Genomic DNA, 14164 nt, shown 5'->3' on the forward strand with positions numbered 1-14164 from the left:
GTTGAGTGGGTGCGGTGGCGCAGGGTTTTCAGGCGGTGGAGGACGTCGGTGCCGCCGCGGCCGAAGTGGTCGTGCAGGGCGCGGTAGTCGGCGTACAGCTCGTCGTAGGCGTCGGCGCGGGCCGCGTCCGGGTGCCAGGTCTCGCGGCGCGCCGCGCCCATGGCCGCCGACGCGCTCTCCACGTCCGGGTACGCCCCGGCGGCCACCGCCGCGTGGATCGCCGCGCCCAGCGCTGCCGGGTGCGCGGCGTCCACGATGTGCAGGGGGCGGCGCAGCACGTCGGCGTAGATGCGCAGGAGCAGCCGGTTGGCGGTGAGCCCGCCGGCGGCGGTCAGCTCGTCGACGGGTACGCCGGCGGCTTCGAACGCCTCGACCACGGTGCGGGCGCCGAACGCGGTGGCCTCCAGCAGGGCCCGCCAGATGTCCTCCGGCCGGGTGGCCAGGGTGAGCCCGACCAGCACCCCGCTCAGCTCGTGGTCCATGAGCACCGACCGGTTGCCGCTGTGCCAGTCGAGGGCGAGCAGCCCGTGGCCGCCGACGGGCTGGTCGGCGGCGAGCGCGTCCAGCAGCTCGTGCACGGACACGCCGCGCCGGGCGGCCTCCTCGGCGTAGCCGCCGGGCAGGGCACGCTCGACGTACCAGGCGAAGATGTCGCCGACCCCGCTCTGGCCGGCCTCGTAGCCCCACCGGCCGGCGGTGATGCCGCCCTCCACGACGCCGCAGACGCCGGGCACCTCGTGGCAGGTCTCCGCGTTCATGATCAGGCAGGTGGAGGTGCCGAGGACGGCGAGCATCCGCCCGGGCGCGACGGACCGGGCGGCCGCCGCGGTGACGTGGGCGTCGATGGCCCCGGCGGCCACCGCGACGCCGGCGGGCAGGCCGGTCCAGCCGGCCGCCTCGGCGGTGAGCGCGCCGGCGCGGGTGGCCGGGGGCAGCAGCGGCCCGTCGGCGGTCTTCGCGAGCAGGTCGGGCAGGTCCGGGTGCAGCGCGGCGAGGAAGTCGGGGGCCGGGTACCGGCCGTCCTGGCGCAGCCCCTTGAAGCCGGCGGCCGAGGCGTTGCGGGTCGGGCGGCCGCAGAGCCGCCGGACCAGCCAGTCGGCGGTCTCGACCCAGCGCTCGGCGTGGCGGAAGACGTCCGCGTCCTCCTCCAGCAGCTCCAGTGCCTTGGCGAGCTGCCACTCGGCGGAGACCCGGCCGCCGTAGCGGGCCAGCCAGGGCTCGCCGCGGGCGGCGGCCAGGGCGTTGATCCGCTCGGCCTGCCGCTGCGCCGAGTGGTGCTTCCAGAGCTTCGGCCAGGCGTGCGGCCGGTCCCGGAACTCGGGCAGCTCGGCCAGCGGGGTGCCGTCGGCGCGGGTGGGCAGCACCGTGCAGGAGGTGGCGTCGAGGCCGACGCCGATCACCTCGGCCGGGTCGATCCCGGCGGCGCGGACGGCGGCGGGCACGGCGGTGCGCAGCACCTCGACGTGGTCGGCCGGGTCCTGCAGCGCCCAGCCGGGCGGCAGCGCCGGCCCGCCGGGCAGCCGCTCGGTGATCACCCCGTGCCGGTACGCGTGCACGGCGCTGCCCCGCTCGGCGCCGTCGGCCACGTCGACCACCACGGCGCGCCCGGAGAGCGTGCCGAAGTCCACCCCGGCGACGTACCGGCCCACCCGCTGCTCCTCCCCGAACTGGGAGGATCACGCTAGCCGGTCAGCGCAGCGGGCGCTTGAGGTGGTAGCGGTGCACCTCGGTGCTGCCCTGCACGTTGTTCACGTCCTCGGCGGCGGAGACCAGCTCCCAGCCTTCCCGGCCGACCCGGTTGAGGTGCGCGATCGCGGTGTCGCCGTACGCTGTCACGTCGTTGCGGGACCCGTCCGGGCCGTACCAGACGAACGTGACGTGGAAATTGCGGCCCTGCCCGTGATAGCGGCGGACCAGCAACGCGTACTCCCAGGCAACCATTCGTCCATTATCAACGGTGGCCGTTCCGGCCGGGAACACGGGTGGTGGCGGAACGACGACAGTGCGGTGTCAGGCCGGGGCGCCCACCGCGGCCAGCTCGTCGGTGATCAGCGCGGCCAGCCGGTCCAGGCCCACGTCGATCTCCTCGGGAGTGACCGCGCTGACGGACAGCCGCAGCGCGTTGACCGGGGCGCCCGCGTCGTAGAAGTGCGCCATGGGCGTCCAGAGCACGCCGTACTCGCGGGCCGAGCGGTGCAGCAGCGCGTCGTCCACGCCGAACGGCACGGTGACCACCACGAAGAACCCGCCGGCCGGGACGTTCCAGCGCACCGGCCCGCCGGCCGGGAAGCGCCGGGCCAGCCCGTCGGCCAGGTGCCGGAGGTTGCGGGCGTACGCGGCCCGTTCCCGGGCGGTGGCCGCCACCAGCGAGCAGTCGTGGGCCAGCAGCGCGCCGCCGATCACCGCCTGGCTGACCGGCGAGGTGTTCACGGTGACCATGCTCTTGATCTTGGCGAGCTGGTCGGCGAGCGGGCCGACCGTGCCGTCGGAGCCGGCCACCCGCTGGTCGGCGACGACGTAGCCGACCCGGGCGCCGGGCAGCACGGTCTTGGCGAACGAGCCGAGGTAGACCACCCGGCGGCGGGTGTCCAGCGCCTTGAGGGTGGGCAGCCGTTCCGCGCCGGCGGCCGGGAACAGGCCGTACGGGTTGTCCTCGATGAGCAGCAGGTCCTCCTCGGCGGCCAGGTCGAGCAGCCGCCGCCGCTGGGCCAGGTCCATGCGCACGCCGGACGGGTTGGCGAAGTCGGGCATCACGTAGCAGGCGCGCGGGCGCAGCCCCTCGGCGCGGGCGCGGTGCACCTGGGCGCGCAGGTCCGCCAGGTCGATGCCGTCGGGGCCGCCGCCGACCGGGCGCACCGGCAGGTCGACGAGGCGGGCCGCGCCGGTCAGCCCGACGTACGTGGGCGCGACCGCGAGCAGCACGTCCCGCGGCCCGGCCCGCAGCGCGCGCAGCACCAGGAACATCGCCTCCTGGCAGCCGACGGTCACCACGATCGCCTCCGGGTCGACGGTGAGCCGCTCGTCGACGGCCAGGTTGCGGGCGATGAGGTGGTGCACGATGCCCTTGGTCCGGCCGTACTGGAGCAGCGCCCGGTCGACCTGCGCGCGGCTCAGGCCCAGGTCGTCGGCGAGGTGCCGGCGGAAGGCGTCCAGGTGCTCGTGCAGCACCGCGGAGTCGAAGAACTCCTCGTAGGGTCGGCCGGCGGCGAGCGACACCGCGTCCGGGTAGTGCTGCGCGACCTCGTTGAGGAAGTTCATCGAGTTCAACGCGGGGTCGTCCACGCTCGGGTGCAGGGCCGAGACGGCCAGGTCCACCGGCTCCACGTCAGCCTCCGATCAGGGTGCGCAGCTCGCGGGCGGCGGCCGGGTCGGCGCAGCCGCTCAGGATGAACGCGTCGCGCAGCTCGGCGGCGAGCAGCGCCAGGGCCGCCTCCGCGCCGGCCCGCCCGCCGGCCGCGAGGGCCCAGAGCATCGGCCGGCCGACCAGCACGCCGGCCGCGCCGAGGGCGAGGGCGCGCAGCACGTCCGTGCCGCCGCGCACGCCGCTGTCCAGCAGCACGGCGCACCGGTCCCCCACCGCGGCGACCACCTCGGGCAGCACGGCCGCGCTGCCCGGGGCGCCGTCGAGCTGCCGGCCGCCGTGGTTGGAGACCACCACCGCGTCCACGCCGAGCTCCGCGGCGCGGGCCGCGTCGCGCGGGTCCAGGATGCCCTTCACGAGCAACGGCACCGGGGTACGCTCCCGCAGCCACGCCAGGTCGGCCCAGCTCAGTGCGGGTACGAAGACCGCGCCGGTGTGCACGGCCACGGCGGACACCCCGGGCGTGCCCTGGTGGGCCAGGTCGTCCCGGCCGCCGGGCAGGTTCGCCGCCGTGACGTGCGGCGGCAGGGCGAAGCCGTTGCGCACGTCGCGCAGCCGCCGGCCGAGCACGGGCACGTCGACGGTGACCATCAGCCCCGCGCATCCGGCGGTCAGCGCCCGGTCCAGCAGGTCGGCGACCATGGCGCGGTCGCGCAGCCAGTAGAGCTGGAACCAGACGGTGCCACCGACCTCGGCGACCTCCTCGATCGGCGTGCTGGCCAGGGTGCTCGCGACGTAGGGCACGCCGGCCGCGCGGGCCGCCGCCGCGAGGCCCACCTCGCCGTCGGGGTGCAGCAGTTTCTGGTACGCCATCGGCGCGACCGCCACCGGCAGCGCGAACCGGCCGCCGGGCAGCGGCGCCTCGGTGGCCGGGATGTCCACCCCGGCCAGCATCCGGGGCAGCACGGCCACGCGATCCAGGGCGACCCGGTTCGCGGCGAGGGTGGTCTCGGTGCCGCTGCCGCCGGCCACGAAGTCCCACACGTCGGCGGGGAGCGCGGCCCGGGCCAGCTCGGCGAAGTCCGCCAGGCTGGCCGGCGGCACGAACGCGGGTCCGCCGGACTCAGCCGGTCCTCGCCCCGCCGCCGGGTCGAGCGGGTGAGGCGTCGCCGGCGCCGGGTTGCTCGTCCGGAGGTCAGCCATGGTCCGGTCCGACCGCCGCCGTGCCGGCGGCCGATCCGGCCGGGGTGAGGCCGAACCGTGCCCGCAGGAAGGCCGCCGCCTGTTCCTGGGCCTGCCGTCCGGCGTCGAACACCCCGGGCATGGCGAAGAAGCCGTGGACCATGCCGGCGTACCGGGTGGCCTCGGTGGGCACGCCGGCCTCGGCGAGCCGCTCGGCGTACCGCTCCCCCTCGTCGCGCAGCGGGTCGTGCTCGGCCGTGATGACCAACGCCGGTGGCAGGCCGGCGAGGTCCTCGGCGAGCAGCGGCGAGGCGAGCGGGTGGGCGGCATCGCCGGGGTCGGCCAGGTAGTGCCCGCGGTACCACTCGACGGAGTGCCGGTTGAACAGCAGCGGGTCCTGCTCGCCGGCGGGCGCCCGGCCGGGCCGCTGGTCGGTGTTCGGGTAGACCAGCACCTGGGCGGCGAGCCGCGGGCCGCCGTCGGCGCGGGCCAGCAGGGTGACCGCGGCGGCCAGGTTGCCGCCGGCGCTGTCCCCGCCGACGGCCAGCCGGTCGGGGTCGACGCGGAACTCCTCGGCGTGGGCGGCCAGCCGGCGCACCACGGCGTGGCAGTCGTCCACGGCGGCCGGGAAGCGGTGCTCGGGGGCCAGCCGGTAGCCGACGGTCACCGTCTGGCAGCCGGCGAGGTTGACCAGCCGGCGGCAGATCCCGTCGGCCGTGTCCACGCTGCCCAGCGTCCAGCCGCCGCCGAAGAAGTAGACGAGCGTGGGCAGCGGGCCGTCGCCGGCCGGCCGGTGGACGCGCACCGGCAGCGGCCCGTCCGGGCCGGGTACCTGCGTGTCGCGTACCTCGTGCACCGGCTCGACCGCGCCGGCGCCGGCGCGGATCGCGGCGAGGTCGGCGGCGCGGGCCTGCGCCAGGGTCTGGGTGTAGAGGGGCGCGGTGCCGGCGGCCGCGCGCGCGGCCCGCCACGCGACCACCTGCGGGTCGAGGGTCATCGGGCCTCCCCCGTGGTGACGAAGAGCTTGTCGATGCCGCGCAGGAACAGGCTGCCGCTGTAGGTGTAGGGCTGGGTGACGGCCAGCCCGGGGAAGCGGGCGAAGAGCCGGGGCAGGGCGAGCCGGCCCTCCAGTCTGGACACCGCCGAGCCGAGGCAGAAGTGCAGCCCGACGCCGAAGGCCAGCGACGGCGGGCCCGCGCGGTGCGGGTCGAAGCGGTCCGGGTCCGGGAAGCGGGCCGGGTCGCGGTTGGCCGCGGCGATCAGCAGCAGCACGTTCTCGTCCCGCCCGACCGGCACGCCACCCACCTCGGTGTCGTGGGGCGCGGCGCGGGCCAGGAAGTGCACGGGGCTCTCCATCCGGAGGACCTCGTCCACGCAGCCCCGGGCCAGCGCGTCGTCGCCGGGCAGCGCGGCGACCACGTCCGGGTGGGCCAGCAGCAGCGGCAGGCCGTTGCTGAACATGTAGACGGTGGTGACGAAGCTGGCGTTGAACAGCACGATGAGGTTGCTGATCAGCTCCTCCTCGGTGAGGTCGACGCCGCCCGCGTCGAGCACCTCGACCAGCCCGCTGATCAAATCCTCACCCGGCTGCTTCCGCCGGTGCGCGATCAGCTCCCGGTAGTAGCCGCGCAGCTCGTCGGCGGCCTGGTTGGCGCGGGCCAGCCGCTCCGGCGTCTTGCCGGCCACGTCCATGTACTCGTCGATCCAGTCGACCCGCTGCCGGTACCACGCCAGGTCGGCCTCCGGCAGGCCGATGAACTCGGCCATCACGAGCGCCGGGACCGGGTACGCGAAGTCGGCCACGAAGTCCACCTCGGTGCCGTCCGCGCCGGCCTCGGCCATCCGGTCCAGGCGGTCCTCGACGATCCGGACGATCACCGGTTCCAGCGCGCCCAGCCGGCGCGGGGTGAAGGTCTTCGCGAAGACGGCCCGCATCCGGGTGTGGTCCGGCGGGTTGACGAACATCATCGAGGTGAGGAAGGTGCGCAGGATCTCCTGGTCCTGCCAGCCGGGCGGGGCGCCCTTGTACCAGCCCGGGTCGCGCAGCACCCGGTCGACCAGGTCGTAGCCGCCGGCAACGGCCGTGATCGTGCTGTGCTCGGCCCGCTTCGGGACCGCGTTGATGGGCCCGTGCCCGTGCAGTGCGGCGTACCACGGGTACGGGTTCTGGCGGCCCTGCTCGCTGTACAGGCCGGTCAGGATCTCGTCGACGTCCACAGTTTCCTCCCCAGGAAAGACGGTGGGGGCGGCGTGGTGCCGACGCCGCCCCCACCGGTGTCACAGACCGAGCAGTCGCAAGGGCACGGCGTCGGCCATCGCCTGCGCGCCGGCGTCGTTCGGGTGGATGTGGTCCCCGGCGTCGTACGCCGGCAGCAGCCGGCTCCGGTGCGTCGGGTCGCGCAGCACGGCGTCGAAGTCGACGACGCCGTCGAACTCCGCCTCGCCGGTGCCCCGCAGCCAGGTGTTGACCGCCTGCCGGGTGGCCTCCTTCTCCGCGGTCCACACGCCCGGGCCGCCGTTGCCCTCGTACGGGGTGATCGTGCCGGCCAGGCTGGTCAGGCCGCGCTCCTGCACCTGCCGGTTGAGCTGGCGCAGCGAGGCGATGATGGCCTCGGCGCTGTCACCGTTCATCCAGATGTCGTTGATGCCCAGGTGGGTGACGACGGTCCGCACCCCGGTCTGCGGGAAGACGTCCTCGTTGAGCCGGGCCAGGGCGTTCGGGCCCAGCTCGTAGTAGCCGGGGAAGTCGCCCGCGCCCGGCTCGGTGCCCTCGTGGTTGAGCCGGTTGCCGGAGAGGCTCAGGTTGAGCACGCCCGGGGTGCGCACCTCGGGACGGGCGTCGATGAGCCGCTTCGCCAGCAGGTCCGGCCAGCGCCGGTCGGCGTTGACCGTGCTGCCGTTGCCGTCGCCGATCGAGTCGCCGAGGACGACCACCGAGCCGGGGCTGAGCCGGCGTTCCACGTCGATGCCGGAGAGGAACATCCAGCAGCAGTTGGGCCGGGTGGTGAAGCCGGCGCCGCCGGCCGCGGTGGTGAGGTCGGTGGCGCCGATGAAGTTGGTGACCCGGGACTGCCCGTGGAAGGTGACCGGCCCGGTGAGCACCGGGAAGTACAGGGTGACCACCAGGTCCTCCTGCTCCGCCACCCGGTACGGCAGCGGGTCGCTGAGCAGCTCCGCGCCCTTGTTCATGGTGGCCGAGGAGGCGCCCTGGAAGGTCAGCTCGCGGACGCTGGCCGGGTCGATGTCGGACAGGTCGTCGGGCGTGGCGGTGTTGGGCCGGGCGACGGTGGCGTGGCCGACCTTGACGGCCTGCTCGCCGTAGAGGTTGGTCAGCCGGACCCGGAGGCGGTCGCCGCCGACCGTGGTCTGCACCGGCATCCGGATGCTCTGGTTGTTCAGGCCGGTGTTGGTCAGGCCGACGGTGTTCCCGCGGGTCACCGCGGCGGCCCAGGTCCCGGCCCACTCCGCGCGCCCGTGCCGGGCGCTGTCGGTGTCGGCGGGGCCGGCGCTCGCGGTGACCGCGGGGGTGCCGGCGATCAGCATCGTTGCGGCGGAAGCTATGACGTGCCATCTCTTCGGGGTCGGCATTGATCCTCCATCGTTGGCAGCCCCGGGCTGCGGCGCGATCGGCGCCGCCGCCGGGCGATGGACCGGAAACTAACCGTCGACGGTGACGAGCGTCAATCAACCTGATCGACATGATCAAATGTCTTCGGGGTGCCACCGAACGCCGTTCGGGCGCTGTCCTCTGGGGACGCCGGATGCCTAGGCTCGGCAGTGGCGGCGGTGCGGTCGCCAACCCTGGCACCGGCCGTCGCGTCCCGGCTCCGACCTGCCCGGACGCCGTTCCCGGACCACGATGGGGGCTGCCCGATGACCGACCGGCCGAACTACGTGCACGAGGCGCTGGACCTGCTCGCCGGGTTCGGCGACCGGGAGGCGCTCGTCGGCGGGGGCCGCCGGCTCACCTACCCCGAGGTCGCCGCCGAGGTGCGCGGCCTGGCCGGCGCGCTGCTGCGCCACGGCGTGCGCCCCGGGGACGCGGTGCTCGTGATGCTCGGCAACACCGTGGACGGGCCGCTGCTCCAGCTCGCGCTGCACCTGCTCGGCTGCCGGAGCATGTGGGTCGCCCCGGTCACCTCCCCACGGGAGGTCGACGAGTTCGTCGCCCTGGCCCGCCCCGACGCGTTCGTGCACGACCCGCGCGACCCGCTCGGCGGGCGGATCGCGGGCGGGCTGGCCGGCGTACCGGTGCTCTGCCTCGGGCCCGGCGGCGCCGGACCGGACCTCACCGCCACCGGCGGCGAGCCGGCCGACCTGCCCGCCGCGCCGCCCGCGCCGGAGTCGTTCCTGCAGACCAGCGGCACCACCGGCACCCCGAAGCTGGTGCACCACCGGGAGAGCTTCTACCGGCAGATCCTCGCCCTGGCGGCCGACTTCCGGGCCGCCGGCTTCCCGCTGCTGCGGCACCTGTCGCACTCGCCCATGTGGCTGGCCAGCGGCCAGATCACCACCCTGTTCAACCTGTTCACCGGCGGGGTGCTGTTCCTGCGCGAGCAGTGGGACCCGGCCGCGTTCATCCGGACCGTGGACGCCGAGAAGCTGACCTCCACGTTCGTGACCCCGCCGATGCTCTACGAGGTACTCGACCACCCGGCCCTCGACGGCGCCGACTTCTCCGCCATGTTCATGTTCAACGTGGGCGCCGGGCCCGCCGCGCCCGCCCGGCTGCGCCAGGCGATCGCCCGCTTCGGCCCGTGCCTGCGCATCGTGTACGGGCTCAGCGAGGCCGTGGTGATCTGCGCCCTGCCCGGTCTCACCGAGGACCCGGAGCACCCGGAGCGGCTGCGCTCGTGCGGCCGCCCGTACGGGGACGTGGCCGTGGAGATCCGCGACGCCGACGGCCGGGTGCTGCCGGCCGGCGCGGACGGCGAGGTGTGGGTGCGCACCACCCTGAGCTTCGCCGGCTACCACGGGCAGCCGGAGCTGACCGCCGAGACGCTCGTCGACGGCTGGGTCCGCACCCGCGACATCGGCCACCTGGACGCCGACGGCTACCTCTACCTCGTCGACCGCCTCCAGGACCGGATCCTCACCCGGCAGCGCAGCTGGCCGATCTACTCCCGCCCGATCGAGGACGTGCTCGCCGCCCACCCCGAGGTGCGCGCCGCCGCGGTGATCGGCGTGCCCGACCCGGTCGCCGGGGAGCTGCCGCACGCGTACGTGGTGCCGGCGCCGGGGGCCACGGTGACCGGGGCGGAGCTGATCGCGCTGGTCACGCGTGAGCTGAGCGAGACGTGGGCGCCCGGCGCCGTGGAGTTCCTCGACGCGCTGCCGCTGAACCGTTCCGCGAAGGTCGACAAGCGTGCCCTGCGCGCCCGGTACGCCGCCGTTCACCCGGCCGACGCCGAGTCGCTGGGCTCGGCCGTCGGCAGCCCGGCGTGACCCCGCGCCGGGAGCTCTACACGCTCGTCGGCGCCGACCTGCTGTCCAACCTGGGCACCCGGATCTCGGTGGTGGCGATCCCCTGGCTGGTGCTGGAGACCACCGGCAGCCCGACCCGGATGGGCCTGGTCGCGGCGGCGGAGACCCTGCCGTACATGCTGTCCAGCGCCCTGGCCACGCCGTGGGCGGACCGCTTCGGCGTACGCCGTACCTCGGTCGCCGTCGACGCGGCCAGCGCGGCCGCCATGGCGGTCGTGGCGCTGGCGCCCTGGCTGGGGTTCGGCACGCTGCTGGTGCTCGTCGCGGTGGCCGGCGGGCTGCGCGGCATCGGCGACCGGGTCAAGCACGTGCTGTTCAAGCCGGCCGCCGAGCGGGCCGGGGTGCCGCTCATCCGGCTCACCTCCGCCTACGACGGGCTGGCCCGCGGCATGACGCTCTTCGGGGCGGTGCTCGGCGGGCTGCTCATCGACTGGGTGGGGATCACCCGGGCGATCTGGATCGACGCGGCCACGTTCGCGGCGTGCGCGCTGATCATCGGCCTGCTGGTCCGGCCGCCCGCGCCGGCCCAACCGGCGCCCCGGGAGAGCTACCTGCGGGCGCTGCGGGGCGGCTTCGCCTACCTGCGCACCGACCGCACGCTGCTGACCATGCTGATCGTGGTCTCCGCGTCGAACATGTTCGCCAACGCCAGCGTCGCCGTGTGGATCCCGCTGTGGGTGGACCGGGTGCTCGGCGACCCGGCCGGGTTCGGCCTGCTGCTGGGGGTGTTCTCGGCCGGCGCGCTGCTGGGCAACCTGCTCTTCACCGTCGCCGGCACCCGGCTGCCCCGGCGGGCCACCTTCGCGCTGGGGCTGGCGCTCAGCGGCGCGCCCCGGCTGCTCGCCCTGGCGCTCAGCGACGACCTGGTGGTCGTGCTCGTCGTGACCTTCGTGTCCGGCATCGCCATCGCGGCCGTGAACCCGCTGCTCGGCGCGGCGCTCTACGAGCGGGTGCCGGAGTCGTTGCAGACCCGCGTGCTCGGCATCTCCGGCTCGGTGGCCTTCCTCGGCCTGCCCGTCGGGGCGCTGCTCGGCGGCTGGTCGGTGGCGGTGCTCGGGCTGACCCCGGCGCTGCTCGTGATGGCGGTGGCCTGTCTGGTGCTCACGGTGGCGCCGCTGCTGGTGGCCCGCCCGCCGGCCGACCGGCCGGCGGCGGAGCCGGTGGCCTCCACCCCGGCCTAGCGGTCAGCGGTAGCGAAGCTCCACAACGCCGTTGCCGAACCGCCGCTCGGTGATCAGGTCGAGGTCGAGGCGGGTGCCGGCCGGGAAGAGCGGCCGGACCGTGCCGCCGGTCTGTCAGAATCTCCCGTCATGCAGGGGGAACAGGTGACCGCGTTGCTGGCAGAGTTCCGCGCGGCCGGGCTGAGGGCCTGGGTGGCGGGCGGCTGGGCGGTGGACGCCCTGGTGGGGCGTGTGACCCGCCCGCACGGCGATCTCGACCTCGCGGTGGACGCGGCACAGCAGGCGGACCTGCTGGCGCTGCTCGGGCGGCTCGGCTTCGCGATCACCGTGGACTGGCTGCCGGTCCGGGCCGAGCTGACCGCTCCGGACGGGCGCAGGGTCGACCTGCACCCGGTGGTGTTCCACCCGGACGGCAGCGGCGTGCAGGCCGGGTTGGACGGGGCCGAGTTCCGCTACGCCGCCGACGGGTTCGCCAGCGGGGCCGTCGGCGGGCGGGCGGTGCCCTGCCTGTCGGCGGCTCAGCAGCTGCGCTTCCGCACCGGCTACCCGCTGCGCGACGTGGACCACCACGACCTGGCCCTGCTCCGGCCGCTGACATCCGCGGGCTGACCCTGGACGGGGGCCGGTGTCGGTGCGTCGGCGTAGGGTCGGCCCATGGCCACCTGGGACGACGTCCGGCGGATCGCGCTCGCCCTGCCGGAGACCACCGAGCGGGGTTCGCACGACGACCTGCCCGCCTGGCGGGTGCGCGACAAGCTCTTCGTCTGGGAGCGCCCGCTGCGCCGCGCCGACCTCGACGCGCTGGGTGACGCGGCGCCCGACGGCCCGATCCTGGGCGCCCGGGTGCCCGACCTTGGCGCCAAGGAGGCGCTGCTCGCCGACGACCCCGACGTCTACTTCACCACGCCCCACTTCGACGGCTACCCGGCGGTGCTGGTCCGGCTCGACCGGATCGGGGTCGGCGAGCTGACCGAGCTGGTCACCGAGGCGTGGCACGCGCGCGCCCCGAAGCGGCTGGCCGCCGCCCACCGGGTGGAGACCGCATGAGCGGGCCGGTGGCCGGGATCGTCTTCGACATGGACGGCACGCTCATCGAGTCGCACGAGGTGGTGCCCGCGGCCTACCGCGCGGCGGTGCGGGCCGGCGGCGGGCCCGAGCACACCGACGCCGACGTCATCGCGGGCTACTCGCTCGGCTCGCCGGCCGAGCTGCTGACCCACCTGCTGGGACGGCCGGCCACCGACGCCGACCTGGCCGAATACCACGCCCAGCTGGCCGCGCTCGCCGAGCGGGTCACCGTCTACCCCGGGGTGCCGGAGGTGCTCGCCGAGGTCGCCGACCGGGTGCCGGTGGGCCTGTTCACCGGCGCGAGCCACCGGGCGGCCCAGATCCTGCTCGACCGGGTCGGCCTGCTCGGCCGCTTCCGGGTCGTCCTCGGCGGCGACCAGGTGGCCCGTCCCAAGCCGGCGCCCGACGGCGTCGAGCTGGCCTGCCGGCGGCTGGGCGTCGCACCGGGCCGCGCCGCGTACGTGGGTGACTCGCCGTTGGACCTGCGCGCCGCCCGGGACAGCGGCGCGGTGGCGGTCGCCGCGGCCTGGGGCCACCAGTACGACCCGACGGAGGCGGCCGACCTCAGCGCGGCCCGGCCCGGGGACCTGCTGGCGCTGCTCGGCTGACCGAGCGCCGGCACCCGTCGGGGTCACGGCTCGGGGACCGGCCCGGGAGTTCACCCGATGTTCCCGGCCGGACCGTCGCCGACCATGGCGGGGTGGGTATTCGGCACGCGCCGGTCCGGCGACCGGTCCTGATCCGTTCCGCCGCCGGCACGGAACGGGTCGAACTGTTCCTTCTCAGCGCGGTGCTCTGCATCGGGGTGACCCGCGCCGTCCTGGCGGCGGCGAACTATCCCCAGGTCGGCTCAGGCGGTCTGCACGTGGCACACGTCCTGTGGGGCGGGCTGGGCATGCTGACCGGCCAGCTGCTGTCCCTGCTCTTCCTCGGTCCCCGGGTCGCCCGCCTCGCCGCCGTGGTCGGCGGCGTCGGCTTCGGGCTCTTCATCGACGAGGTCGGCAAGTTCGTCACGGCGGACAACAACTACTTCTACGAGCCGGTCGCCGCCATCATCCACGGCACCGTCGTCCTCGTCTGGCTGGTGGTCCGCCTCGGCGTGCACCGCCGCCCGCTCACCGACGAGGAGCATCGGGTCAACCGGCTGCACGACCGGGTGACCACATCGCCGGGCGGCGAGGAGGCCGCGCCGGCGCGGAGGTTCGCCGGGCTGCCGCTGGAACGGCTCACCGCCGGTGTGGCCCTGCCGTCCGCGCCGGCCGTCCTCACGGTGACCGCGCTGTTCGTGGTCTTCGCCCTGGGGCGGCCGCTCGTGCTGCTGGCCCGGGAACCGACCGTCGTGCACCTGGTCCACGCCGTGGCGGCCGCCGCGGCGGTGCTGCTCACCGCCCTGGGGCTGGCCTGCTGGCGGGCCGGGCGGCGGCGGGGCGCGCTGCGGCTCGCGGCCGCCGCACTGGTCCTGCAACTGCTGGTGGTGCAGGTCTTCTGGCTGCTCGACCACGAGTTCGCGGGCTTCCCGCTGGTGCTCGTGAACCTCCTCCTGCTCGTGCGGGTCCGCATGCTTCTCGGGGGCGGGTCAGCGCCCGACCGGGCCGGGACCGGCCGACCCCGGCCGGTCCCCGACGGCCAGGCGCACCGCGTCCTCGGGTGTGGTCGCGTGGACCGGCCCGGGGACCGGAGCGCCGCGGGCGTCGACGACGCGCCAGCCGCCGAGCACCACCACCGGGATGTCGCCCCGCCGCAGGGCCAGCGCCACCTCGCTGAGCGTCCCCCAGGAGCCGCCGACGGCGATCACCCCGTCCGCGCTCCACACGAGGATGGCGTTGCGGGCCTGGCCCATGTTGGTCACCACCGAGGCGGACAGCTCGACGGGGGCGGGGGCGGTGCCGTCGTCGGGGCGTACCCCGATGACCAGGCCGGCGCGGTCGCGGACGCCGGCGGCGACGGC

General features: G+C 75.4%; 14 protein-coding genes. 5 read left to right on the forward strand and 9 right to left on the reverse strand.

Annotated elements, in window-relative coordinates; all coding sequences use genetic code 11:
- The 7 genes from araB to F8274_RS24965 form a co-directional block, all read right to left on the reverse strand.
- A partial coding sequence (gene araB / locus F8274_RS24935; RefSeq protein WP_151464799.1) for a ribulokinase occupies positions 1–1649 on the reverse strand: 1649 nt, incomplete at its 3' end.
- A gap of 40 nt (positions 1650–1689) precedes the next feature.
- Positions 1690–1941 (reverse strand): hypothetical protein, encoded by a 252-nt coding sequence (locus F8274_RS24940; protein WP_151464800.1) that lies wholly within the window; start codon positions 1939–1941, stop codon positions 1690–1692.
- 69 nt (positions 1942–2010) lie between these two features.
- On the reverse strand, positions 2011–3324 hold the full coding sequence (locus F8274_RS24945; RefSeq protein ID WP_151464801.1) for a PLP-dependent aminotransferase family protein: 1314 nt from the start codon (positions 3322–3324) through the stop codon (positions 2011–2013).
- A 1-nt stretch (position 3325) separates the two neighbouring features.
- Positions 3326–4504 (reverse strand): alpha-hydroxy acid oxidase, encoded by a 1179-nt coding sequence (locus tag F8274_RS24950; protein WP_151464802.1) that lies wholly within the window; start codon positions 4502–4504, stop codon positions 3326–3328.
- Positions 4497–5480, reverse strand: coding sequence for an alpha/beta hydrolase (locus tag F8274_RS24955; protein ID WP_151464803.1), 984 nt, complete (start codon positions 5478–5480; stop codon positions 4497–4499). The genes F8274_RS24950 and F8274_RS24955 overlap by 8 nt, the downstream gene beginning before the upstream one ends.
- Positions 5477–6700 carry a cytochrome P450 gene (locus F8274_RS24960; protein WP_151464804.1) on the reverse strand — a complete coding sequence of 408 codons (1224 nt, stop codon included), beginning with the start codon at positions 6698–6700 and terminating at the stop codon, positions 5477–5479. The genes F8274_RS24955 and F8274_RS24960 overlap by 4 nt, the downstream gene beginning before the upstream one ends.
- 60 nt (positions 6701–6760) lie before the next feature.
- A complete protein-coding gene (locus tag F8274_RS24965) occupies positions 6761–8071 on the reverse strand; it encodes an SGNH/GDSL hydrolase family protein (RefSeq protein WP_151464805.1) in 1311 nt (436 codons plus the stop codon).
- Positions 8072–8356: 285 nt separating this feature from the next.
- Between F8274_RS24965 and F8274_RS24970 the strand changes: the two genes are divergently transcribed.
- The 5 genes from F8274_RS24970 (at position 8357) to F8274_RS24995 (ending at position 12824) form a co-directional block, all read left to right on the forward strand.
- A complete protein-coding gene (locus F8274_RS24970; RefSeq protein ID WP_151464806.1) occupies positions 8357–9928 on the forward strand; it encodes a class I adenylate-forming enzyme family protein in 1572 nt (523 codons plus the stop codon).
- A complete protein-coding gene (locus F8274_RS24975; RefSeq protein ID WP_151464807.1) occupies positions 9925–11148 on the forward strand; it encodes an MFS transporter in 1224 nt (407 codons plus the stop codon). The genes F8274_RS24970 and F8274_RS24975 overlap by 4 nt, the downstream gene beginning before the upstream one ends.
- A gap of 129 nt (positions 11149–11277) precedes the next feature.
- On the forward strand, positions 11278–11757 hold the full coding sequence (locus F8274_RS24985) for a nucleotidyltransferase domain-containing protein (protein WP_151464808.1): 480 nt from the start codon (positions 11278–11280) through the stop codon (positions 11755–11757).
- A 45-nt stretch (positions 11758–11802) separates the two neighbouring features.
- Positions 11803–12195 carry an MmcQ/YjbR family DNA-binding protein gene (locus F8274_RS24990; protein WP_151464809.1) on the forward strand — a complete coding sequence of 131 codons (393 nt, stop codon included), beginning with the start codon at positions 11803–11805 and terminating at the stop codon, positions 12193–12195.
- The gene (locus F8274_RS24995; RefSeq protein WP_151464810.1) at positions 12192–12824 is read left to right on the forward strand and encodes an HAD family hydrolase; all 633 of its coding nucleotides are present in this window, start codon (positions 12192–12194) and stop codon (positions 12822–12824) included. The genes F8274_RS24990 and F8274_RS24995 overlap by 4 nt, the downstream gene beginning before the upstream one ends.
- A 242-nt stretch (positions 12825–13066) precedes the next feature.
- Here F8274_RS24995 and F8274_RS25000 read toward each other — a convergent pair whose 3' ends face one another.
- Together F8274_RS25000 and F8274_RS25005 are read right to left on the reverse strand one after the other, a co-directional pair.
- On the reverse strand, positions 13067–13717 hold the full coding sequence (locus tag F8274_RS25000) for a hypothetical protein (protein WP_151464811.1): 651 nt from the start codon (positions 13715–13717) through the stop codon (positions 13067–13069).
- Between the two features lie 75 nt (positions 13718–13792).
- A complete protein-coding gene (locus F8274_RS25005; protein ID WP_370518274.1) occupies positions 13793–14131 on the reverse strand; it encodes a hypothetical protein in 339 nt (112 codons plus the stop codon).
- Positions 14132–14164 lie beyond the last annotated feature (33 nt).

The sequence above is a fragment of the Micromonospora sp. AMSO31t genome (assembly GCF_008868175.1).
GTDB lineage: Bacteria > Actinomycetota > Actinomycetes > Mycobacteriales > Micromonosporaceae > Micromonospora.

Bases quoted from the DNA above. Each gene is read 5' to 3' on its own strand.
- F8274_RS24940 (WP_151464800.1), bottom strand. From the start codon at position 1,941: ATGGTTGCCTGGGAGTACGCGTTGCTGGTCCGCCGCTATCACGGGCAG.
- F8274_RS24950 (WP_151464802.1), bottom strand. From the start codon at position 4,504: ATGGCTGACCTCCGGACGAGCAACCCGGCGCCGGCGACGCCTCACCCG.
- F8274_RS24955 (WP_151464803.1), bottom strand. From the start codon at position 5,480: ATGACCCTCGACCCGCAGGTGGTCGCGTGGCGGGCCGCGCGCGCGGCC.
- F8274_RS24965 (WP_151464805.1), bottom strand. From the start codon at position 8,071: ATGCCGACCCCGAAGAGATGGCACGTCATAGCTTCCGCCGCAACGATG.
- F8274_RS24970 (WP_151464806.1), top strand. From the start codon at position 8,357: ATGACCGACCGGCCGAACTACGTGCACGAGGCGCTGGACCTGCTCGCC.
- F8274_RS24985 (WP_151464808.1), top strand. From the start codon at position 11,278: ATGCAGGGGGAACAGGTGACCGCGTTGCTGGCAGAGTTCCGCGCGGCC.
- F8274_RS24990 (WP_151464809.1), top strand. From the start codon at position 11,803: ATGGCCACCTGGGACGACGTCCGGCGGATCGCGCTCGCCCTGCCGGAG.
- F8274_RS24995 (WP_151464810.1), top strand. From the start codon at position 12,192: ATGAGCGGGCCGGTGGCCGGGATCGTCTTCGACATGGACGGCACGCTC.